Source organism: Streptococcus sp. 2579 (genome assembly GCF_013277195.1).
Lineage (GTDB): Bacteria > Bacillota > Bacilli > Lactobacillales > Streptococcaceae > Streptococcus.
Window position 1 is genome coordinate 1 of sequence record NZ_VMMM01000022.1, and the last position, 23,079, is coordinate 23,079.

The following is a 23,079-nucleotide window of genomic DNA, read 5'->3' on the forward strand; positions in this document are numbered from 1 at the left end:
GATATGGAAGTCGCTTAGCTTTATTCCGCCATAGCTCAGTTGGTAGTAGCGCATGACTGTTAATCATGATGTCGTAGGTTCGAGTCCTACTGGCGGAGTAGATAATTAAAAGAGGTCAAGACCTCTTTTTTTTACCTCTTTGTCAACTGTAGTGAGTTGAAGAAAAGCTAAGCTCGAGAAAGGACAAATTTCGTCCTTTCTTTTTTGATGTTCAGAGCGATAAAAATCCGTTGTTTGAAGTTTTCAAAGTTCCGAAAACCAAAGGCATTTCGTTTGATAAGTTTGATGAGATTATTGGTCGCTTCCAGTTTAGTGTTTGAATAGGGGAATTGAAGGGCATTGACGATTTTCTCTTTGTCCTTGAGAAAGGTTTTAAAGACAGTCTGAAAAAGAGGATGAACCTGCTTTAGATTGTCCTCAATGAGTCCGAAAAATTTGTCAGCATCCTTATTCTGAAAGTGAAAAAGTAAGAGTTGATAGAGATTATAGTGGTGTTTTAAGTCTTCTGAATAGCTCAAAAGCTTGTCAAGAATCTCTTTATTTGTTAAGTGCATACGAAAAGTAGGGCGATAAAAACGTTTCTCACTGAGTTTACGACTATCTTGTTGAATGAGCTTTCAGTAACGCTTGATAGCCTTGTATTCATGAGACTTTCGATCCAATTGATTCATGATTTGGATACGCACACGACTCATAGCACGGCTTAGATGTTGTACAATGTGGAAGCGATCTAGAACGATTTTGGCACACGGAAAAAGCTGTTTAGCCAAGTCATAGTAGGGACTAAACATATCCATAGTAATGATTTTTACCTGACAACGAATAGCTCTATCGTATCGAAGAAAGTGATTTCGAATGATGGCTTGTGTTCTTCCCTCAAGAACAGCGATGATGTTGAGTTTTTTAAAATCTTGCGCAATAAAGCTCATCTTTCCCTTGGTAAAGGAGTACTCGTCCCAGGACATAATCTCAGGGAGGTAAGAAAAATCATGCTTAAACCGGAAGTCATTGAGCTTGCGAATAACAGTTGAAGTTGAAATAGACAGCTGATGAGCAATATCGGTCATAGAAGTTTTTTCAATCAGCTTCTGAGCAATTTTTTGGTTGATAATACGAGAAATTTGGTGATTCTTCTTGACGATAGAAGTCTCAGCCACCATCATTTTCGAGCAATGATAGCACTTAAAACGACGTTTTCTAAGAAGAATTATGGTTTGAATTTTTTTATACTACAAAATCAGATCCATAATACCTATATAAAAACATTATAGTTATAATAGGGTTTACCCAAAAGTTTTAAGGCGGTCTTTTTAGGACTTTAATCTTTTGAAATTCAGGTAGTAAATTTGTTTCTATTCTGTCAACTTTTCCTATTTTTTCTCTTGTTGAGGTTGGTATTTTAACAATTCAGGAATTATTAATAACTTTTTATAATTTTTTGTTAGAATAAGATCATAAAAAGTAAAGGAGTGTATGCTTATGCTACAAAGTATTTATGATCAGATGACTGATTTCTATGACAGTATCGAAGAAGAGTATGCTACTTTCTTTGATAATAGTTGGGAATGGGAACATTTTCATTTTAAATTTTTGGTTTATTATTTAGTTAGATATGGCATTGGGTGTCGTAGGGATTTTATCGTTTACCATTATCGTGTTGCTTATCGTTTGTATCTTGAAAAGATGATAATGAAACAAGGTTTTATTTCTTGTTGAGATAGTCTGAGTTAATTTCCGAACAAATTTAACTTTTTGTGGCAAAATAATGATAAATAGCCGGAATTTTTTATAAATCATTTTTTAATAGTTGGAAATAGCAAATCTTTCTATTGTTTCTTCTTGATAAAAAGGCGATTTTTTCTTATAATAAATTGTAAGATATAATTGCGGGTGAGATTCCTGCCATGTATGTGAGAAAGGAAGAGCCTGAGGGCTCAGACAAGATTATGACTTCAGTTGTTGTTGTAGGTACCCAATGGGGTGATGAAGGTAAAGGGAAGATTACAGACTTCCTTTCAGCGAATGCAGAAGTGATTGCGCGTTACCAAGGTGGTGATAATGCTGGTCACACGATTGTGATTGATGGTAAGAAGTTTAAATTGCACTTGATTCCATCTGGGATTTTCTTCCCTGAAAAAATCTCTGTTATTGGGAATGGTATGGTTGTAAATCCTAAATCTCTTGTGAAAGAGTTGAGCTATCTTCATGAGGAAGGTGTTACAACTGATAACTTACGTATTTCTGATCGCGCGCATGTCATTTTGCCTTATCATATCGAGTTGGATCGTTTGCAAGAAGAAGCTAAGGGCGACAATAAGATTGGTACTACAATCAAGGGAATTGGTCCAGCTTATATGGACAAGGCTGCTCGTGTTGGGATTCGTATCGCAGATCTTTTGGATAAAGACATTTTCCGTGAGCGTTTAGAACGTAACCTTGCTGAAAAGAATCGTCTTTTTGAAAAATTGTATGACAGTAAAGCCATTGCTTTCGATGATATTTTTGAAGAATATTACGAATATGGTCAACAAATCAAGAAGTATGTGACAGACACATCTGTTATCTTGAATGATGCGCTTGATAATGGTAAACGTGTACTTTTTGAAGGTGCACAAGGTGTTATGCTAGATATTGACCAAGGTACGTATCCATTTGTTACGTCATCAAACCCTGTAGCTGGTGGTGTGACAATTGGTTCTGGTGTCGGTCCAAGCAAGATTGACAAGGTTGTTGGTGTATGTAAAGCCTATACGAGTCGTGTAGGAGATGGTCCTTTCCCAACTGAATTATTTGATGAAGTGGGAGAACGTATCCGTGAAGTCGGTCATGAATATGGTACAACAACTGGTCGTCCACGTCGTGTGGGATGGTTTGACTCAGTTGTGATGCGCCATAGTCGTCGTGTTTCTGGTATTACTAATCTTTCATTGAACTCTATCGATGTTTTGAGTGGTTTAGATACAGTGAAAATCTGTGTGGCCTATGATCTTGACGGTCAACGTATTGACTACTATCCAGCTAGTCTTGAGCAATTGAAACGTTGCAAACCTATCTATGAAGAGTTGCCAGGTTGGTCAGAAGATATCACTGGAGTTCGTAATTTGGAAGATCTTCCTGAGAATGCGCGTAACTATGTTCGTCGTGTGAGTGAATTGGTTGGTGTTCGTATTTCTACTTTCTCAGTAGGTCCTGGTCGTGAACAAACAAATATTTTAGAAAGTGTTTGGTCCTAAGAGATTTTTAAGATTTGTTTAAGATAGGTCGGGTATACTATAGACAGTTACAAGAAGACCTCCTAACTTGTTGTAACAAATATCCTAAACTTTTCTTTTTCATAATAATCTCCCTATAAAGTCACCGCATTCGGTGGCTTTTTTTGTCTTGGGAATCATGATATAATAATAAAATCGATAAGTAGGAAAAGAGAAACGGATGAATTATACAGTTGAAGAAAAAGAAGTCTTCATGAGAGAGGCATTGAAAGAGGCTGAGATTGCTCTTGAACACGATGAAATTCCAATTGGTTGTGTGATTGTCAAGGACGGAGAAATCATTGGCCGTGGGCATAATGCGCGTGAGGAACTGCAGCGAGCGGTTATGCATGCGGAAATTATGGCCATAGAGAATGCGAATCTGAGTGAGGAGAGCTGGCGCTTGCTGGATTGCACGCTTTTTGTGACCATTGAGCCTTGTGTCATGTGCAGTGGGGCGATTGGACTTGCCCGTATTCCAAACGTGGTCTATGGGGCTAAAAACCAGAAATTTGGCGCTGCTGGGAGTTTGTACGATATCTTGACAGATGAGCGTCTCAATCATCGTGTGGAGGTTGAAACGGGAATTTTGGAAGATGAATGTGCAGCTATTATGCAGGATTTTTTTAGAAATAGACGGAAAAAATAATTTTTCTTTTAAAATGAATAGGAATGTGATATAATAAATAGTGGAGCAACAGTTCTGCGTGAAGCGGGTCAGGGGAGGAATCCAGCAGCCCTAAGCGATTTGAATTGTGTGCTCTTTTTTTCGTGCTTTTTCCGAATAAATAAGATAGAATAATCTAGAATAAATGATAATAGAAAAGAGAAGATGATGAAAATTCGTGGTTTTGAATTGGTTTCTAGTTTTACAGATGAAAATTTATTGCCCAAGCGTGAGACAGCGCATGCGGCTGGTTACGACTTAAAGGTTGCTGTGCGCACAGTTATCGCTCCAGGAGAGATTGTCTTGGTTCCGACAGGGGTTAAGGCCTATATGCAGCCGACTGAGGTTCTTTACCTTTATGATCGCTCTTCAAATCCTCGTAAGAAGGGCTTGGTCTTGATTAACTCGGTTGGTGTCATTGATGGGGATTATTATGGAAATCCTGGGAATGAAGGGCATATTTTTGCGCAGATGAAGAATATCACAGACCAAGAGGTTGTTCTTGAAGTTGGGGAACGTGTGGTCCAGGCTGTCTTTGCTTCTTTCTTAATTGCAGATGGGGATGCAGCTGATGGCGTGCGAACTGGTGGATTTGGATCGACTGGGCACTAGGATGAAAATTATCTTTGTACGTCATGGGGAGCCAGATTACCGTGAGTTAGAGGAGCGTTCTTATACGGGATTTGGGATAGATTTGGCGCCCTTGTCTGTGAAGGGACGGCAGCAAGCTCAGGAACTGAGGAAAAATCCTTTACTACCTTCAGCTGAAATAATCATATCTTCTGCAGTCACAAGAGCTTTAGAAACGGCTTCTTATGTGGCCTGTGCTATGGGACTTCCTTTAAGAGTAGAGCCTTTATTACATGAATGGCAGGTCTATGAAAGTGGCACAGATAATTTTGAAAAAGCTCGTACTATGTTTCTAGAAAATAAGGGGGAGTTACTTCCTAATAGTCCTATTCGATATGAGACAGCTGCGGAGATGAAGTCTCGTTTTCTAGAATGCATGGATAAGTATCGAGATTACCAGACCGTGATAGTGGTAACTCACAATATGCTCATGCGTCAGTTTGTGCCAAATGAGAAGATTGATTTTTGCCAAGTGATTGAGTGTGAGTTAGAGATATAGAAAGAGGTTTATCATCGCAAAGAAAAAAGCGACATTTGTATGTCAAAATTGTGGGTATAATTCCCCTAAATATCTGGGACGTTGTCCCAACTGTGGGTCTTGGTCTTCTTTTGTAGAAGAGGTTGAGGTTGCCGAGGTCAAGAATGCGCGTGTGTCCTTGACAGGTGAGAAAACCAAGCCCATGAAACTGGCTGAGGTGACTTCTATCAACGTCAATCGAACCAAGACGGACATGGAGGAATTCAACCGTGTACTTGGAGGCGGAGTGGTACCGGGAAGTCTCGTTCTTATCGGTGGGGATCCTGGAATCGGGAAATCAACCCTTCTCCTACAAGTCTCAACCCAGTTGTCCCAAGTGGGAACGGTTCTCTATATCAGTGGGGAGGAGTCTGCCCAGCAAATCAAGTTGCGAGCGGAACGCTTGGGAGATATTGATAGCGAGTTTTATCTCTATGCAGAGACCAATATGCAGAGTGTTCGAGCTGAGGTAGAAAGAATCCAGCCAAACTTCCTCATTATTGACTCCATTCAGACCATTATGTCTCCTGAGATTTCAGGGGTGCAGGGGTCTGTTTCTCAAGTGCGTGAGGTGACAGCTGAACTTATGCAGCTGGCCAAAACCAATAACATTGCCATCTTTATCGTAGGTCATGTGACCAAGGAAGGAACCTTGGCTGGGCCGAGAATGTTGGAGCATATGGTGGATACGGTGCTTTACTTTGAAGGGGAGCGCCACCATACCTTTCGTATCTTGAGGGCAGTCAAAAACCGTTTTGGTTCCACTAATGAGATTGGGATTTTTGAGATGCAGTCGGGCGGTTTGGTTGAGGTCCTCAATCCGAGTCAAGTTTTCTTAGAAGAGCGTTTGGATGGGGCGACTGGTTCCTCTATCGTTGTGACCATGGAAGGGACGCGTCCGATTTTGGCGGAGGTTCAGGCTTTGGTAACACCGACCATGTTTGGAAATGCTAAGCGTACGACGACGGGACTTGATTTTAATCGTGCTAGCTTGATTATGGCTGTTTTAGAAAAACGGGCAGGGCTTCTCTTGCAAAATCAGGATGCCTACCTCAAATCTGCTGGCGGTGTCAAATTGGATGAACCTGCCATTGACTTGGCCGTTGCAGTTGCTATTGCTTCGAGCTACAAAGACAAGCCAACTAATCCTCAGGAATGTTTTGTCGGAGAATTGGGCTTGACAGGAGAAATTCGGCGCGTGAATCGTATCGAGCAACGCATCAACGAAGCTGCTAAACTGGGCTTTACTAAGATTTATGTACCCAAGAATTCCTTGACAGGAATCACTCCACCCAAGGAAATTCAGGTCATTGGGGTGACAACGATTCAGGAAGTTTTGAAAAAGGTATTTGCATAATCCGTGACAAATCCTCTTAAAAATGATAAGATAGGAGAAATATTTGACTATCAAATTTTCAAGGAGGGAATCGTGTCGTATTTTGAACAGTTTATGCAAGCCAATCAGGCTTATGTTGCCCTACATGGGCAGTTAAATCTGCCACTTAAACCCAAAACAAGAGTGGCTATTGTGACCTGTATGGACTCTCGTTTGCACGTTGCGCAAGCTCTGGGCTTGGCACTTGGGGATGCTCATATCTTGCGGAATGCAGGTGGTCGGGTGACCGAGGACATGATTCGTTCGCTAGTTATTTCCCAGCAACAAATGGGGACAAGAGAGATTGTGGTATTGCACCATACCGACTGTGGTGCTCAGACCTTTGAAAATGGACCTTTTCAGGAGTATCTGAAAGAGGAACTAGGTGTCGATGTGTCAGACCAGGACTTCTTGCCTTTCCAAGATATAGAGGAGAGTGTACGTGAGGACATGCAATTGCTTATCGAGTCTCCCCTAATACCAGACGATGTCACTATCTCTGGTGCCATTTACGATGTGGATACAGGAAGTATGACAGTCGTAGAATTGTAAAAAATTCATTTAGAAAGAAAGTGTATGAAGAAAAACAGTATTTTATTTATTTTTATTTTATTGCTATGTATTGGTTTGCAGTATGAAACCATTTACTATACGGACGGTTCGATGTCAGGTGCGGAATATGGACTAATGGGAGTTTCTATCTTTCTAGCTCTCTTTTACATGATTCCGGCTCTTTATTTCCTTTTCCGTATTGGGAAAAAATGGGAATTGCCAAAGAAGGCCTTGATTTTGTCTTTATTGGGTGGAATGTTCCTCTCAGGTTGGTTGTCTAGCTTTGCGAATACCTATATCCATGATTTGCTTGGCGTTCTTTTTCCAGATAGTGCATTTTTAAATGCCTTTGAAAGTGCTATTGTGGCTCCTTTGGTAGAAGAACCCTTGAAATTATTGCCACTTGTCTTTGTTTTAGCTTTGATTCCTGTGCGAAAATTAAAATCTTTGTTTTTACTAGGAATTGCTTCTGGTTTGGGATTCCAAATGATTGAGGATATTGGCTACATTCGTACGGATTTGCCAGAGGGATTTGACTTTACTATTTCGAGGATTTTAGAGCGTATCATCTCAGGAATTGCCTCTCACTGGACTTTTTCAGGCCTGGCTGTAGTAGGTGTTTACTTGCTTTACAGAGCCTATAAAGGACAGAAGGTTGGCAAGAAAGAGGGGCTTATTTTCTTAGCTTTAGCCTTGGGAACTCATTTCTTGTTTAACTCTCCTTTTGTTGAATTGGAGACAGAGTTGCCTTTAGCGATTCCAGTGGTTACGGCTATTACTCTCTATGGTTTTTATCAGGCTTATCGTTTTGTTGAGAAGCACGATGAGTTGATGAACTAGAATATTTTTCAAAAGAATGATGCAAGGGTACAAATATGGTGCCCTTCTTTTATTTTTGATTGAAAAATAGTGTAAAAAGCGCTACAATGGTAGATGGAAAAATCTTGTGAAAAGCACAAGCGATACATATATACCGGAGGAAATCATGTCTTTTTCTGATTTAAAGCTGTTTGCCCTTTCTTCTAATAAAGAATTGGCAGAACGTGTGGCGCAGGAGATTGGGATAGAGTTGGGGAAATCAAGTGTCCGTCAATTTTCAGATGGAGAGATTCAGGTCAACATCGAAGAATCAATCCGTGGGAAACACGTCTTTATCCTACAATCAACTAGTTCGCCTGTAAATGACAATCTGCTTGAAATTTTGATTATGGTGGATGCTTTGAAGCGTGCGAGTGCAGAATCTGTCAATGTTGTCATGCCTTACTATGGGTATGCACGTCAGGATAGAAAGGCGAGAGCGCGTGAGCCAATCACTTCAAAACTTGTCGCAAATATGCTTGAAGTAGCTGGAGTGGATCGTTTATTGACCATCGACTTGCATGCTGCGCAGATTCAAGGATTCTTTGATATTCCTGTGGATCATTTGATGGGAGCTCCTCTGATTGCGGATTATTTTGAGCGTCGTGGCATGGTTGGTTCTGACTATGTGGTTGTCAGCCCAGACCATGGAGGGGTGACTCGTGCTCGTAAGTTAGCAGAATTTTTGAAAACATCTATCGCTATCATAGACAAACGTCGTAGCGTTGATAAGATGAATACCAGTGAAGTCATGAACATCATCGGTAAGGTCGAAGGCAAGACTTGTATCTTGATTGATGATATGATTGATACTGCTGGAACGATTTGTCATGCGGCAGATGCTCTTGCAGAAGCTGGTGCTGTTGAAGTCTATGCAAGCTGTACGCACCCAGTTCTTTCTGGTCCTGCTATGGACAATATCCAAAAATCAGCTATCAAGAAATTGGTTGTTTTGGATACCATCTATCTGCCAGAAGAGCGTTTGATTGATAAGATTGAGCAAATTTCAATCGCTCATCTCCTAGGGGATGCTATTGTACGTATCCATGAAAAACGCCCACTCTCTCCACTTTTCAGTATTGAGAAAAAGATTTAATGACCAAGCCTGAGATAATTCTCAGGTTTTTTCGTCTTTTTTCCGAATAAATAGATAGTAGCAGTGAATCTAGTGAGCTTAGATTTAAAAATGTGCTATAATAGAAGGAGGAAAAGGATGATTCTCAGACATCCGGGCATTAGCCCGACCAACGATTTGGTTGCTAAGAAAATTTTCAGCAATCCAGAAATCACTTGTCAATTTATTCGCGATATGCTGGATTTACCAGCTAAAAATGTGACCATTTTGGAGGGAAGTAACATTCATGTCTTGCCTTCCTTACCGTACTCGGCACAGGATTTCTATACAAGTATAGATGTTTTGGCGGAGTTGGATAATGGTACGCAAGTTATCATCGAAATTCAGGTTCATCATCAGAATTTTTTCATCAATCGTTTATGGGCTTACCTGTGCAGTCAGGTCAATCAAAATCTTGAAAAAATTCGTCAGCGTGAAGGTGATACCCATCAGAGTTACAAACATATCGCACCAGTATACGCAATTGCCATTGTGGATAGCAATTACTTTTCAGATGACTTGGCTTTCCATAGCTTTAGTATGCGCGAGGACACGACAGGTGAGATTTTAACAATTACAAACAATGGACAAGAAAACCATCTGGTCAAGATGGCGTTCTTGGAACTCAAAAAATACAGAGAAACCAGCAAAGACGAGGTTCGCAAGCCGTGGTTGGAGTTTTTTGGTAATAAGCCCTTTACTCAACAACCCGAGCGAGCCATCAGCCAAGCAGACCAACTGCTAGATTACAAGAGCTGGTCCGAGGAGGACAGGAAGATGTTTAGTGAACAACGCAGGCGTGAAGAACAAGCCTTACTCGCTCAGGACTATGCCTTGGAACAAGCTGAGGAAAAGGGCTTAGAACGTGGTCGTGCAGAAGGTATTGAACAAGGTTTAGAGCGTGGGAAAATCTTTACCTTTCTAGATTTAGTACGCCAACATGTTTTAACTTCCGAATTCGCGAGTGAACAATTGGGTATGTCAGTAGCGGAGTTTGAAGCACTTTTGTAATACCATCACAGTAATGGCGTTCTTGGAATTAAGAAAATACAGAGAAACCAGCAAAGATGAGGTTCGCAAGCCATGGTTGGAGTTTTTCGGGAATAAACCCTTTACCCAGCACCCCGAGCGAGCCATCAGCCAAGCAGACCAACTGCTGGACTACAAGAGCTGGTTCGAGGAGGACAGGAGAATGTTTAGTGAACAACGCAGGCGTGAAGAACAAGCCTTGTTAGCACAGGACTATGCCTTGGAAACTGCTAGGGTGGAAGGTATCGAACAAGGACTGGAGCGCGGGAAAGTTGAAGGATAAATCTTTGCCTTTATTGATTTAGTATGACAACATGCTTTGCCTTCCGAATTTACGAGTGAACAATTAGACACAAATTGAAAAAATATCAAGTTGACTTGACTTTTTTTATAGAATAGTATAGTATTTAGATACAAGCACTCCTTTTGCTCCCTGTTTCATAGCAACTGGAGTCATTTTTTTATAAATTTAGAAGGTTAATGATGTACACAACTGATAATAGTATTTCTTTGTTAAGAGATTTAAAGAGAGAAATGAAAGCATTTTTACCTCTTGAAGATTTGGTAAGTTATCTTTCAGATAAGCTAGATATGTCACCTGAAGAGGAACTAGATTCCAAAAATTTTTTACGTTGCCATAATTACTATTCGTTTTCTGCTTTTATTAAACAGGTTCCAGATAATCTTCATAAAGGAAAATTTCAAGCAGCGATTTCATTGTATGAATTTAATGACTGGTTGTCACAGTTTCTGTTTATATTTTCTGGTAGATTAGAGCAGTTTATAAAATCAACTTTTATTGAATCGCTTTGTCAGCAATATAATGGAAAATATCAAAAAGGTGAGTGTTACTTGGATGAAACTATTTATGAAAACTCTGAATTATATAACGAATTTATTTCAATTATAGAAAAACATTTATCAGAGAATCAAAGTCTGTCAATACAGCATCATATCAAAAATAAAGGTTCTAAGTTCCCAATTTGGGTGCTTTTTCAAGAGATGACTTTTGGGGAAACAACTCGTTTTATAAGTGCACTGAAAAAAGAGTACCGGGAGTATTGGATAGATACTACATTTTTATCAACTGGTGTGGTAAATTCTAAAATTCATGGAGAAGAAATCCAGAGTAAATTATTTGGCTGGGTTTCAGCTACATGGCATATGAGAAATAGGACAGCACATCATTTAAGACTATATGGTCAAAATTTTACAATAGCAAGTCCAAGTTTCTTTTCAGCTGATTTGCGTCAAATAAACAAGAATGCAGAGACTAAAAAGAAAAAGACGCATAATAACGATTTATTTGCTTATCTTTTAGCTATGAAAAATCTTATACAACATCATTCACATTCTTTTGTTCAAGATTGGAACGATTTTTTGACGACTTTAGAGGCACAGTTGATGGAAAAGTCAAATATCATATTATCTAGTAAGATTGGTTTGCCAAGCAATTGGAAAGATATATTGTGGATCGGTTGAACTAAGGAATGATTTTTTACTCAAGTTATTATTCAGAGAATCTTTGACAATCCAGATGAGAAACCAAACATTAAGAAGTTGATTACCAAGATGAATGAAGGATAAGATGCGAGATTTTGGAATTACTATAGCGGACGATGTAACACCTGAACAAGGTGAGAAAATCAGAATCATCAAGGAGCACTATGATGTTCTTGCCATCTGCAAAGAAGACTTAGAAACCATGATTCGGAAACTCGAACAAGAATATCAAGAACAAGTTAAGCTGATTCAAACCGTATCTGGATTCAGGGTGTTTTAATTTTAAAAATTAGGTGTCAAACCCTCTTTTAGTACAGATAAAATTAAGGATAAACAATAGTTTTAATAACTTTTATTTTTTTCGTCTCTTTTCCGAATAAATAGATAGAAGCATCAAATCTAGTAAACCTAGATTTAAAAATGTGCTATAATGAAAGGAGAGAAAGTATGACATTACGTCATCCGGGCATCAGCCCAACTAATGACTTGGTTGCTAAAAAAATCTTTAGCAATCCAGAAATCACTTGTCAATTTATCCGCGATATGCTGGACTTGCCAGCAAAAAATGTGACCATTTTGGAGGGAAGCAACATTCACGTCTTGCCTTCCATGCCCTATTCGGCGCAAGATTTCTATACTAGTATAGATGTTTTAGCGGAGTTAGATAATGGAACTCAAGTTATTATCGAAATACAGGTACATCATCAGAATTTTTTCATCAATCGCCTGTGGGCTTATTTATGTAGTCAGGTCAATCAAAATCTCGAAAAAATTCGCCAACGAGAAGGTGATACCCACCAGAGTTACAAACACATCGCACCAGTATATGCTATCGCTATCGTGGATAGTAATTACTTCTCAGATGACTTGGCTTTCCATAGCTTTAGTATGCGCGAGGATATGACAGGTGAGGTATTAACTATCACAAGTAACGGTCAGGAAAACCATCTAGTCAAGATGGCATTCTTGGAATTAAAAAAATACAGGGAAACCAGCAAAGACGAGGTTCGCAAACCGTGGTTGGAGTTTTTCGGGAACAAGCCCTTTACCCAACAACCCGAGCGAGCCATCAGCCAAGCAGATCAACTGCTGGACTACAAGAGCTGGTCCGAGGAGGACAGGAAAATGTTTAGTCAACTACGTATGCGTGAAGAACAAGCCTTGTTGGCACAGGACTATGCCTTGGAACAAGCTGAAGAAAAAGGCTTAGAACGTGGTCTTGAACGTGGTCGTGCAGAAGGGATTGAACAGGGACTGGAGCGTGGGAAAGTTGAAGGAAGGGAAGAAGGGAAACTTTTTGCCTTTCTGGATATGGTCCGCCAAGGTCTTCTGACTTCGGAGGTTGCGAGTGAACAATTGGGCATGACTGTTGCTGAGTTTGAGGAGCTATTGAAAGACCATCATAAATAAGACCTAAAAATACAGAGAAACCAGCAAAGACGAGGTTCGCAAGCCATGGTCGGAGTTTTTCGGGAATAAACCCTTTACCCAGCACCCCGAGCGAGCCATCAGCCAGGCAGACCAACTGCTAGACTACAAGAGCTGGTCCGAGGAGGACAGGAAAATGTTTAGTCAACTACGTATGCGAGAAGAACAGGCCTTGTTAGCACAGGACTATGCCTTGGAAACTGCTAGGGCGGAAGGTGGTTTTGTTATGTTAGCAAATCTTGTTCGCCAGCATCTTTTAACAGCAGAGGTTGCCAGTCAGCAATTGGGCATGACTGTCTCTGAGTTTGAAGAATTATTGAAAGACCATCATAAATAAGACCTAAAAATACAGAGAAACCAGCAAAGACGAGGTTCGCAAGCCGTGGTTGGAGTTTTTCGGGAATAAACCCTTTACCCAAGAACCCGAGCGAGCCATCAGCCAGGCAGACCAACTGCTGGACTACAAGAGCTGGTCCGAGGAGGACAGGAGAATGTTTAGTGAACAACGCAGGCGTGAAGAACAAGCCTTACTCGCTCATGACTATGCCTTGGAAACAGCTAGAGCGGAAGGTCTTGAACAAGGTTTAGAGCGTGGACTTGAACGTGGCCGTGCAGAGGGTATTGAAAAAGGGCGCGAAGAAGGCATTGAAGAGGGATTAAAAGTAGGTTTAGTAAATCTAGTCCGTCAAGGTCTTCTGACTTCCGAGGTTGCTAGCGAGCAATTAGGCATGACTGTCGCTGAGTTTGAGTCCTTGCTATGAGGTCACATTTTAAATAGTAGAAAGTTAATGAAATGGCGAGTTATTTCTAAAATACTTGTCATTTTTGCTTGACATTTGGAAGGGGTTATAGGATAATATCATGGAAGTGAGTTCTATCCAACTATCGATATGGATTAGATATGTGAGGTTTGACTCAGGGTTTAAGAAATTTGTGAGATTTTCACTTGTGAGATACGGTATTTGAAGAGTATTTCATCTCACAAAGACGTTTTTTCCCCTTTTTTGAAAAAAATAGGTAAAAAGTTGATGAAAACCCTTGACAAATCCTGCAAATATTTATATACTGTATGGTAGTAAGATAGTCTTACGAAAAAATATTTTAAAGAAAAATAAAGGAGATAAAACGATGAAAAAAGTTTTATTGACAAGCGCAGTCGCTCTTGCAGCATTTGGTGCTGTACAAGCTGTTTCAGCTGACAGACAATTGACACCTGAAGAAGCAGCATCAGTTAGAAAAGTTGAAAAAACTTACGATCCTTCACAAGTGGAAAAAGCAACTGAAACTAACCGTGCTGAACAAGTTCTAGCAAATGGAGATAAAGTAGTATCTGTTCAATATGCAGATGGTTCTACTTATACTTATTTGGTAATTAATCCTAACAATCAATTCAAGGATAAAGTATCTAATCCATATGATAGCCAATTTAATCTTAAAGATGGTAAAGTTCAAAAGGTTGTACCATTCACAAATGGAACACATGGACGTATCAACGTTAAAGATAAACAAGGTGCACCAGTTGCAGGTGTTGAATTTGAGCTATTAGTTTACAAAACTACTGAAGATTTCTTGAATGCTCAAGGTGGAAAACCTGTTAAAGATGCCCCAGCTCTTGTAAGTGCTAAGACAAATGAAGCAGGTGATGCTGAGTTTGAATTACACGAGGGTGGAGTAGCGGTTTACCGTATTTTGACAGTACCAAAAGGTTACTTTTTACCTGAGCGCCTAACAAAATCTTCACTATTTACAGCAGATGCAGTTGGACGTAACGAAAATAATGATATGTATGTAAATGCATCAGTTGAAATTGAAAAAACTGACAGCTACAATGTTGTTCGTACTGAGTGGGTTCAAGGTGAAAACGGCTGGCACTACTATGACAACAACAAACAAGTTACTGGTTGGAAACAAATCGACGGTAAATGGTACTTCTTTAACGCTGAAGGCGTAATGCAAAAATGGTGGGTTAAAGATGGTAACACTTGGTACTACCTAAATGGTTCAGGTGCTATGGAAACTGGTTGGTTGCAACACGGTGGCAAATGGTACTTCCTTGAAGCATCAGGTGCTATGAAAGCTAGCCAATGGTTTGAAGTTGCTGGTAAATGGTACTACGTTGACGGTTCTGGTGCCCTTGCAGTTAATACTACTGTAGGTGGATACACTGTAAACGGAAACGGTGAATGGGTTAAATAATCTAGTTTAATCAAAAAAGCAGGAGATTTCTTCTGCTTTTTATTTTTTCCATAAAAAGTTCAGTTTTTTTTAGAATTTTTTTAAAAAATAAGATACAATAAAACTAGGTTTATTACCTAAAATTTTAAACATGGAGAATGCTCATATGAAAAATAAAAAAGCTTTAGCCCTAGCAGTAGCTAGCTTGACAATGGCAAGTGCAGCAGTTTTAACCAGTTACTCTGCAATTACAGCTCGTCCAGTAAGTGCGGAAGAAGTTGTTTATAGAACTGAGTGGATCACAGTGATTAATGGTCGTTCACAAGAACGTAAGACAGTATTTTTTGAAGATGGGAATCAGCCGATCTCTAAACATTCGACAATTGAAGGATTTGAATTTCAACGTGCCTATGTTGAAGGGGGAAGAAAATACTACTTATTCGTTGAGAAAGGGACAAAGATTGATGATTATGTAAACGATCCCGATGCGTCTGTCAGTGAGTTAAATACTCAAGGCTATAAAACTTCTGATAAAGATGTAAAATGGCGTGTGTCTGCTGGTAATCGTTATCTTTACTATAAAGGAAATCCTGTAAAAGGTTGGGCTAATGTTGATGGAAAAACTTACTATTTTGATAGTGAAGGTGTTATGGCTCACGGAGTTCTTGAAAACACATCTGAACGTTACTATCTAGACGGACAAGGTGTTAAGAAAACTGGTTTCATTAAAGTAGGAGAAAAAACCTATTATTTTGTGTCAGATGGAGCTCGTAAGACAGAGATTATCTCTGAAAATGGAAAAACTTATTTTGTCAAAGATGGTGTTGTGACAATTGGAGCGCATAAGGTAGGTGATAAATGGTACTTCTTTGCTGAAGACGGTACAACCAAGTCAGGTATTGTAAAAGATAGTGCTGGAAAATGGTATTACATTACTACAGAAGGTGAGCGTAAGACAGGTCTTATCAAGGGTGCTGGCGATAAGTATTACTATGTCACTGAAGAAGGTGAACGTAAGTTTGGGGAAATTACCGTTGATGGTAAAACATATTTCTTAACAGATGAATCTAATACAAAAGCTGGCTGGAATAAAGTTGATAGTAACTGGATTTATGTAAATAAAGAAGGCAAACGTCAAGTTGGCTGGTTACAAGATGGCGGTAAGTGGTATTACTTTAACGCTGAAGGCATCATGCAAAAATGGTGGGTTAAAGATGGTAGCACTTGGTACTATCTAAACGGTTCAGGCGAAATGCAAACAGGTTGGTTGCAAGATGGTGGTACTTGGTACTACCTAAACAACTCAGGTGCTATGCAAACAGGTTGGGCTAAAGTAGGTGATTCATGGTACTACCTTAAAGGTTCAGGTGCTATGGTAACTGGCTGGTTCCAAGTTGGTGGTAAATGGTACTATGCTTATAGTTCAGGTGCCCTTGCAGTAAGCACTACAGTCGATGGTTACTATGTAAATGCCAACGGTGAATGGGTATAAAATAACAAAGAGAGTGGTTCAAACTGCTCTCTTTCTGTTATTGTTAAATATTTCTACACTTTTTATGTTTTTTATTGCATTTATTATAGGAAAGAGATATAATCTATATAAATTTAACCATTTAATAAAGGAGGTTCTTCTCATGAAGAAAACACTAACAGGTATCTTGCTAGCCACTTCAGTGCTAGCTATGGCTACAGTTCAACAAGTAAAAGCTGCCGAAACAGGGGCAACAACGGCTACAACAACTTCTACGGTTAAAGAAGTCCACTATGCAACATTTAAAAATGGTGGACCTGTAGATATTAAAGATGCACTTACAGGTGCTGCTGTGACAGCTGAATCTATTAAAGAACACCCAGAAATTGCAAGTTATGTCTATACTTCTAGTAGAGAAGAGGATGGTATTATGTATCATATGTATGCGCCAACTGCTACGACAGGTACTACGAATTCTGGTACTCAGACCAATCCATACCATAGAGATAACAACCAAAACAATGGTAGCACTAGTAATGCTAATGGGAATAATAACCAAAATGGTACTGGCGCAAACAATAATAATGGCTCAACAACAAATTCTAATTCTCCAGTAAAAAAAGTTCGTTTTGTAGAATATAAACCTGGTAGTGATGTTCCAGTTGATATTAAAGATCCACGTACAGGCTCTGCAGCTTCTGATACCAGTCGTCTGGATATTGCCAACTATACTTATGTTAATGGTGAATTAAAAGGTGATACACTTTACCATATCTATCGCTCAAATTCAACAACTAATACTAACCAAAATAATAATCAAAACCAGTCTAATTCTGCAGGTCAATTCAAAACGGAGAATGGGAAGGTCTACTATATTAAGGACGGTAAAAAAGTTACTGGCTGGCAAAAAATTGATAGTAAGACTTACTACTTTGAAGCTGATGGAGCTATGAAAAAAGGTCTATTGACTGCAGGTGATAAGCAATACTATCTAGATGAAAAAGATGGTGTTAAAAAGCTAGGCTTTGTAAAAGTTGCTGATAAGGTTTACTATTTTGTTGAAAATGGTGATAAGAAAACTGGCTTTATCAAAATTGATGATAAAACTTACTATCTAAAAGAAGGTGTTCGTCTAACAGGGGATATTACAGTAGACGGGAAACATTATTTCTTAGATGAGGAAGGTGTCCTTAAACCAGGTATTGTTTTAATTGATGGTAAAAAATTCTTCATTGATGATGAGGGAAATCGTCATGTTGGATGGAAGAAAATTGGACTGGATTGGTATTATTTCTCTAAAGAAGATGGAATGAAGACTGGTTGGGTCAAAGATGGGTCATGGTATTACTTGGATGAAACTGGTGTGATGAAAACTGGTTGGAAACAAGTTGATGGTAATTGGTACTATCTTAACGGTTCAGGTGCTATGCAGACAGGTTGGAAATTTATAAATGGTAGTTGGTACCATTTTGACAGTTTAGGTAAAATGGGTACTAGATGGATAAAAGACAATGGTACATGGTATTACCTTGACGGTTCAGGTGCTATGCAGACTGGTTGGAAGCTTTTAGATGGTAACTGGTATTACCTCAATGATTCAGGTGCTATGCAAACAGGTTGGCTCAAGCAAGGTGGTACATGGTATTATCTTGCTGGCTCAGGTGCTATGAAGACAGGTTGGTACCAAGTTAGCGGTAAATGGTATTACTCATATTCATCAGGTGCATTGGCTGTGAACACAACTATCGATGGTTACACAGTAAATGCCAATGGTGAGTGGGTGTAATGGATATAATAAAGAAATAAGGGGAAATTCCTCTTATTTTTTTATCATTTTAGAGTGTGATTTCTTGAATTTTTAGGAAAAAAATGGTAAAATAGAACCAAAAAGTACCAAAGGTGGTCGATATTTTATGGATAAGAAAAAATTTCTAACTGCTAGCTTGGCTAGTGTTGCTGTTTTAGGATCAGCATTTGTTGTATCTCAACCGTCGGTTGTAAAAGCGGAAGGTCAACCTGTAGCTAGTAGTCAACCAGCTGAAAATAAAGAATCAGCACAAAAAGAATTTTTAGCTAATTTTGATAAAGCTGTAGAAGCTACAGTTAAAGAATTAAAAGAATATTTAGACAATGCAAAAGAAGATCCAGAATTACAAAAACAAATTCAAGGGTTTATTGATGAATTTGAAAAACGAACTAAAGACCAGAAGGCTGACTATGAAAAACGCTTCAAAGCAGGTTTAACTGTAGAAGAAGCTGAAAAAGAAATAGAGAAAAAAGCTAAAGAAGAGGAAGCTGCAGAGGAAAAAGAAGCTAAGGAAGAAGCAGACGCACAAGCAGCATTTTTAGCTAATTTTGACAAGGCATTAAAGGATACGATTGCAAAATTAGAAGAATCTGCAAAAAATAATCCTGAAATAAAAGAACAAATTCAAGATACGATTGCAAAATTAAAAGCAGAAGCAGAGAAAACAAGAGCTAAAATCGAAGAAGGTTTCAAACAAGGCTTAACTGCAGAAGAAGCTGAAAAAGCAATCGATGATGAAAATAAAAAGTTAGCAGAAGAAGCAAAAGCAAAAGCTGAAGAAAAAGCAGCACAAGATGAATTCTTAGAGAATTATGATAAAGCGTTAGAAAAAGCAGTTGCAGAATTAGAAAAAGCTAAAACTAATAGTCCAGAAGAAGCAAAAGCAAAAGCTGATACAATTACAGCATTAAAAGCAGCATCAGATGAAACAAGAAAACAAATTGTAGAAGGCTTCAAAAAAGGCTTAACTGCAAAACAAGCTGAAAAATTTATCGATGAATTAAATAAGAAAGCAGCAGAAGAAGATAAAGAGGCTGCAGAAAAAGAGAAAGCAGCTCAGGAAGAATTTTTAGCGAACTATGATGCAGCATTGAAAGCAGCAATCGCAGAATTAGAAAAAGCTGAAACTAATAGTCCAGAAGAAGCAAAAGCAAAAGCTGATACAATTACAGCATTAAAAGCAGCATCAGATGAAACAAGAAAACAAATTGTAGAAGGCTTCAAAAAAGGCTTAACTGCAAAACAAGCTGAAAAATTTATCGATGAATTAAATAAGAAAGCAGCAGAAGAAGATAAAGCTAAAGAAAAACCAGCTGAAAAACCGGCGGAAAAACCAGCTGAAACTCCAGCAGAAAAACCAGCTGAAAAACCGGCGGAAAAACCAGCTGAAACTCCAGCACAACCTTCTGTTCCTGCAAGACCATCTAATCCGACATATGTCCCTTCATACTCATCATATGTTCCATCATACAGCTCATATTCTGTAGTAGAACCAGCTAAACCAGCTTCTCCAAAAACAGGCTGGAAACAAGAAAACGGTATGTGGTACTTCTACAATACTGATGGTTCAACGGCGACAGGATGGCTACAAGACAACGGTTCATGGTACTACCTAAACGCTAATGGTGCTATGGTAACAGGTTGGCTACAAAACAATGGCTCATGGTACTACCTCAACAGCAATGGCGCTATGGCGACAGGATGGCTCCAATACAATGGTTCATGGTACTACCTAAACGCTAACGGCGCTATGGCAACAGGTTGGGCTAAAGTCAATGGTTCATGGTACTACCTAAATGCTAACGGTTCAATGGCAACAGGTTGGCTTAAAGATGGAGGTACTTGGTACTATCTTGAAGCATCAGGTGCTATGAAAGCAAGCCAATGGTTCAAAGTATCAGACAAATGGTACTATGTCAATGGCTCAGGTGCCCTTGCAGTAAATACTACTGTAAATGGTTACACTGTAAACGGAAACGGTGAATGGGTTTAATTTTAGATAGTTGAATCATGACAGGAGAGAAATCTCCTGTTTTTTTGTGGTATATAATCGCGTGAGGACTTTGTTGGATAGTATAGTGGATTGAACTTAGAATAGTACGCTACGGATTCTAAAACATTTCTAGAAATTAATTTGACTTTCCTAATCACTTTATTCATATCTTATTTCAATCTACTATAGAAAATAAAAAGTAAATAGGACCATATTTCATTCCCATTTACTTTTACGTTATTAGTGATTGTATAATCTTATAACAGTGCCTCAAACTCAGAGACTGTCATGCCCAACTGCTGGCTGGCAACCTCGGAAGTTAAGACATGTTGGCGAACCATGTCTAAGAAGGCAAGCAGTTTTCCATGCTCTAAACCTAGTTGGATATTATTACGGTCTGAAAGGGTAAGGTGTTTATGTTTTGTCATAGTAGACCTCATTTCTAACTCAAACGTCTCATACTTAATTCCACCATAAAAATCCGTTTTAGACTAATTTCCACTTCGGCAAGTCAAGTGGAAGTTACTTTGAGAAGTTACCGTTACCTATCATATCCCAACTTCAACAATGAACGAACTTGACTTTACCTGTCAAATAGATTACAATAAAGGTACGAAGTTTAGTGTAGTTTGATAGTCAATCCTCTGGTTGTCAGACGCATTTTTTTATTCAATTTTCAATGATCTCAGACAAGGTCTTGAAAAAGGTTATTATTTCCAAAACAATACAACCATTGATTGTGCTTGTCAAGAGATTATTTGAAACAATTTAAATTATTTTTGAGGAAAAAAGGAATGGGATTCTTGGAATGTTTAAAGGAATCACGTAAACAAGCTAGATTAATATAAATTGATGTCGCTGAAAAACTAGGAATTTTGCAACAAGTCTATGATTCTTGGGAATGTAGCATTAAAAAAACCAACTCAGGAAAATCTTGTCAAAATCGCTTAGATTTTAAATGTAACAGTTGATTATTTAGTTGGTAATTCTGATGAAGAAATTCTGAATAATAAGTTAGAGGATATTGAAATTCTTTTCCGTAAAAATTCAGAAGGCTTAACTGATGCAGAAAAGTCTGTTTTTAGACAGGAGTTAATCGCATTTATAGAGGAACGGAAAAAACAGTTTGGGAAGTTGTAGATATATGGATACTAGTACTAATTTTGTAATATGTTTTGATACAAATATATATGATAATACAAAATATAATTTTGATGGTCAGTTTTATAAGACATTTAAGGAGTTAAAAAAGGAAAAATTTCCAAATTTAGAAATTTATATCAACTCAATTATTTACAGAGAGGTTATGGCTCATCTGGAAGAGAAGGGGCAAGAAAATAACGAGGTGATTGAAAGGTTTAAAAAAGATGTTTGGAATTTAGAGATTTTTGATGAATTACAAAGAGTATTAAATGATATAGACTTTTTAAGGGAAGCTAGTATTAAAGAAGCTAAAGATAAATTCAATAATTTTCTTTCTCTCTTTTCTGTGGATATTAATAGTCTGAAAGGTAAACTGATTCATGCTGATAATCAAAATTTTGATTTAGGTGAGGTTCTAGATGATTATTTTAATCATAGACCTCCGTTTGAAAATAAAAATAATAAAAGAACGAATTTCCGGATGCGTTAATTATCCAAAATATCAGTCAACGATTTAAAAATCATGATAATTTTATTGTGGTTAGCTCTGATAACGGATTTCGTAAAGCTGTGGAGCAAAAAATTCCTAAAGCAACTATGTTTGCAAATTATAGTGAGTGTGCTAACTATCTTAACAAGCATCATGAAAACTATGACAAGGTCTGTATGACTATTGAAAAATTGGAATCAGTTATTGAAAAGGAAATTAATCAATTTCTTTCTGATTTAACCTATGATTTCGTCCCAACTTATCATGCTGAGAATTTTGGGATAAAAGTTGATGTTACTAACTATGATCGAAAGGGTCATAGTGAGTTATCCGAATTGGATGAAATGATGATTCAAAAATTCGAACTGAATGATTCTCCTTTAGTTCGTATTTTGAATATAGAGGATAACGGTAATACTACTGCTGAAATAGCTTATGAAGCAATATTTTCAATTTTAGGAAGTGAAGATTCTTCTTATGATTTGATTAATGAGACTCACAAGGTAAAGTATATTGTGGATATTATTGTTAACATTGATACGGATGAGATTTTAGATGTTAGTCCTCAAGAGATCTTTTTAAACAAAGACAGTTTAATAGGTAGAATTATAACAAGGGATTATTTTGAACTTGAGTACGACTAATATAGTCCTATTCTTTATCCCAAGAGTGAAAGTTATGAAGTGATTCATGTTCCTGTGAGAACGTGTTTCCTTTTCCAAAAATGTATGATTTTTCAAGTTGTACCTTGGAAAAAGGTTTAGATGGGATACATATTATGAGCTAGAAAAGTATGAAGTCTGTGATATATGTGTTTGAAATTTCCATATAGATATAAAAATTAACGTACACATGGATTCTACAATTGAGGAGGCAAATATTTATTGTTCTGGAGGTAAAATGGATTTAATATTTGACTTTGTCTGAAAGAATACCATTGCCAAATAAAATTATTGGAAGAGTATCAATATGATGGGAGAAAGATAGGCTGGATAATGTTTGTTTTAAGTATGTTGTGAAAATAGCAGAGATTTCGGTATTAAGATGGAATCTCTAATTAGTGAGAAGTAGGATAT

18 protein-coding genes, 1 tRNA gene, 1 other RNA gene and 7 pseudogenes are annotated in these 23,079 nt (G+C 38.2%); 25 read left to right on the top strand and 2 right to left on the bottom strand.

Features of this window, described 5'->3' with window-relative positions; genetic code table 11:
- The first annotated feature begins 24 nt into the window (after window positions 1–24).
- Window positions 25–98 (top strand) — tRNA-Asn (locus HT725_RS08845).
- Between the two features lie 69 nt (window positions 99–167).
- Here HT725_RS08845 and HT725_RS08850 read toward each other — a convergent pair.
- Window positions 168–1,208 (bottom strand): annotated as a pseudogene (locus HT725_RS08850) (ISL3 family transposase); the annotation flags it as partial.
- Between the two features lie 271 nt (window positions 1,209–1,479).
- On the opposite strand from HT725_RS08850, the gene comW reads away from it, so the two are divergent.
- The 21 genes and pseudogenes from comW (at window position 1,480) to HT725_RS08955 (ending at window position 20,370) form a co-directional block, all read left to right on the top strand.
- Window positions 1,480–1,716, top strand: coding sequence for a sigma(X)-activator ComW (comW, locus tag HT725_RS08855; protein ID WP_173253438.1), 237 nt, complete (start codon window positions 1,480–1,482; stop codon window positions 1,714–1,716).
- A 230-nt stretch (window positions 1,717–1,946) separates the two neighbouring features.
- A complete protein-coding gene (locus HT725_RS08860; protein ID WP_001832534.1) occupies window positions 1,947–3,233 on the top strand; it encodes an adenylosuccinate synthase in 1,287 nt (428 codons plus the stop codon).
- A 199-nt stretch (window positions 3,234–3,432) separates the two neighbouring features.
- On the top strand, window positions 3,433–3,900 hold the full coding sequence (gene tadA / locus HT725_RS08865; RefSeq protein WP_173253439.1) for a tRNA adenosine(34) deaminase TadA: 468 nt from the start codon (window positions 3,433–3,435) through the stop codon (window positions 3,898–3,900).
- Window positions 3,901–3,932: 32 nt separating this feature from the next.
- Window positions 3,933–4,030, top strand: an RNA gene (gene ffs / locus HT725_RS08870) — signal recognition particle sRNA small type.
- A gap of 56 nt (window positions 4,031–4,086) precedes the next feature.
- Window positions 4,087–4,530, top strand: a complete 444-nt coding sequence (locus HT725_RS08875) for a dUTP diphosphatase (RefSeq protein WP_061864865.1) — start codon at window positions 4,087–4,089, stop codon at window positions 4,528–4,530.
- Window positions 4,490–5,047 (top strand): histidine phosphatase family protein, encoded by a 558-nt coding sequence (locus tag HT725_RS08880; protein WP_173253440.1) that lies wholly within the window; start codon window positions 4,490–4,492, stop codon window positions 5,045–5,047. The genes HT725_RS08875 and HT725_RS08880 overlap by 41 nt, the downstream gene beginning before the upstream one ends.
- A gap of 10 nt (window positions 5,048–5,057) precedes the next feature.
- The gene (gene radA, locus HT725_RS08885; protein ID WP_173253480.1) at window positions 5,058–6,422 is read left to right on the top strand and encodes a DNA repair protein RadA; all 1,365 of its coding nucleotides are present in this window, start codon (window positions 5,058–5,060) and stop codon (window positions 6,420–6,422) included.
- A gap of 72 nt (window positions 6,423–6,494) precedes the next feature.
- The gene (locus HT725_RS08890) at window positions 6,495–6,992 is read left to right on the top strand and encodes a carbonic anhydrase (RefSeq protein ID WP_049511695.1); all 498 of its coding nucleotides are present in this window, start codon (window positions 6,495–6,497) and stop codon (window positions 6,990–6,992) included.
- Between the two features lie 24 nt (window positions 6,993–7,016).
- Window positions 7,017–7,832, top strand: a complete 816-nt coding sequence (locus HT725_RS08895) for a PrsW family glutamic-type intramembrane protease (RefSeq protein ID WP_049511696.1) — start codon at window positions 7,017–7,019, stop codon at window positions 7,830–7,832.
- Between the two features lie 145 nt (window positions 7,833–7,977).
- Window positions 7,978–8,946, top strand: coding sequence for a ribose-phosphate diphosphokinase (locus HT725_RS08900; RefSeq protein ID WP_000010158.1), 969 nt, complete (start codon window positions 7,978–7,980; stop codon window positions 8,944–8,946).
- 117 nt (window positions 8,947–9,063) lie between these two features.
- Window positions 9,064–9,975, top strand: a complete 912-nt coding sequence (locus HT725_RS08905; RefSeq protein ID WP_173253441.1) for an Rpn family recombination-promoting nuclease/putative transposase — start codon at window positions 9,064–9,066, stop codon at window positions 9,973–9,975.
- Between the two features lie 13 nt (window positions 9,976–9,988).
- A pseudogene (locus tag HT725_RS08910) lies at window positions 9,989–10,300 on the top strand (hypothetical protein); the annotation flags it as partial.
- A 176-nt stretch (window positions 10,301–10,476) separates the two neighbouring features.
- On the top strand, window positions 10,477–11,475 hold the full coding sequence (locus HT725_RS08915; RefSeq protein WP_173253443.1) for an Abi family protein: 999 nt from the start codon (window positions 10,477–10,479) through the stop codon (window positions 11,473–11,475).
- A 21-nt stretch (window positions 11,476–11,496) separates the two neighbouring features.
- Window positions 11,497–11,764: pseudogene (locus HT725_RS08920) on the top strand (IS110 family transposase); the annotation flags it as partial.
- 179 nt (window positions 11,765–11,943) lie between these two features.
- Window positions 11,944–12,906 carry an Rpn family recombination-promoting nuclease/putative transposase gene (locus HT725_RS08925; protein ID WP_173253445.1) on the top strand — a complete coding sequence of 321 codons (963 nt, stop codon included), beginning with the start codon at window positions 11,944–11,946 and terminating at the stop codon, window positions 12,904–12,906.
- A gap of 7 nt (window positions 12,907–12,913) precedes the next feature.
- Window positions 12,914–13,261 (top strand): annotated as a pseudogene (locus HT725_RS08930) (hypothetical protein); the annotation flags it as partial.
- Between the two features lie 7 nt (window positions 13,262–13,268).
- A pseudogene (locus tag HT725_RS08935) lies at window positions 13,269–13,685 on the top strand (hypothetical protein); the annotation flags it as partial.
- Between the two features lie 1,135 nt (window positions 13,686–14,820).
- Window positions 14,821–15,120, top strand: a pseudogene (locus HT725_RS10300) (N-acetylmuramoyl-L-alanine amidase family protein); the annotation flags it as partial.
- A 145-nt stretch (window positions 15,121–15,265) separates the two neighbouring features.
- Window positions 15,266–16,591: a nucleoside triphosphate hydrolase gene (locus HT725_RS08945; protein WP_173253447.1), complete on the top strand. Its 1,326-nt coding sequence runs from the start codon at window positions 15,266–15,268 to the stop codon at window positions 16,589–16,591.
- Between the two features lie 142 nt (window positions 16,592–16,733).
- Entirely contained in the window at window positions 16,734–18,356 is a 1,623-nt protein-coding gene (locus HT725_RS08950) for an N-acetylmuramoyl-L-alanine amidase family protein (protein ID WP_173253448.1), read from the top strand.
- Window positions 18,357–18,483: 127 nt separating this feature from the next.
- Window positions 18,484–20,370: a choline-binding protein gene (locus HT725_RS08955; RefSeq protein WP_173253449.1), complete on the top strand. Its 1,887-nt coding sequence runs from the start codon at window positions 18,484–18,486 to the stop codon at window positions 20,368–20,370.
- 257 nt (window positions 20,371–20,627) lie between these two features.
- Here the strand turns inward: HT725_RS08955 and HT725_RS10425 are convergent, their stop codons facing one another.
- On the bottom strand, window positions 20,628–20,798 hold the full coding sequence (locus tag HT725_RS10425) for a helix-turn-helix domain-containing protein (protein WP_173249681.1): 171 nt from the start codon (window positions 20,796–20,798) through the stop codon (window positions 20,628–20,630).
- A 420-nt stretch (window positions 20,799–21,218) separates the two neighbouring features.
- Between HT725_RS10425 and HT725_RS10310 the strand changes: the two are divergent.
- The 3 genes and pseudogenes from HT725_RS10310 to HT725_RS08970 all read left to right on the top strand — a co-directional run bounded on the left by HT725_RS10310 (window position 21,219) and on the right by HT725_RS08970 (window position 22,647).
- Window positions 21,219–21,510 (top strand): annotated as a pseudogene (locus tag HT725_RS10310) (helix-turn-helix transcriptional regulator).
- 4 nt (window positions 21,511–21,514) lie between these two features.
- Complete coding sequence (locus tag HT725_RS08965; protein ID WP_173253450.1) at window positions 21,515–22,003, top strand: PIN domain-containing protein; 489 nt, start codon at window positions 21,515–21,517, stop codon at window positions 22,001–22,003.
- Window positions 22,004–22,083: 80 nt separating this feature from the next.
- Complete coding sequence (locus HT725_RS08970) at window positions 22,084–22,647, top strand: hypothetical protein (protein ID WP_173253451.1); 564 nt, start codon at window positions 22,084–22,086, stop codon at window positions 22,645–22,647.
- Window positions 22,648–23,079 lie beyond the last annotated feature (432 nt).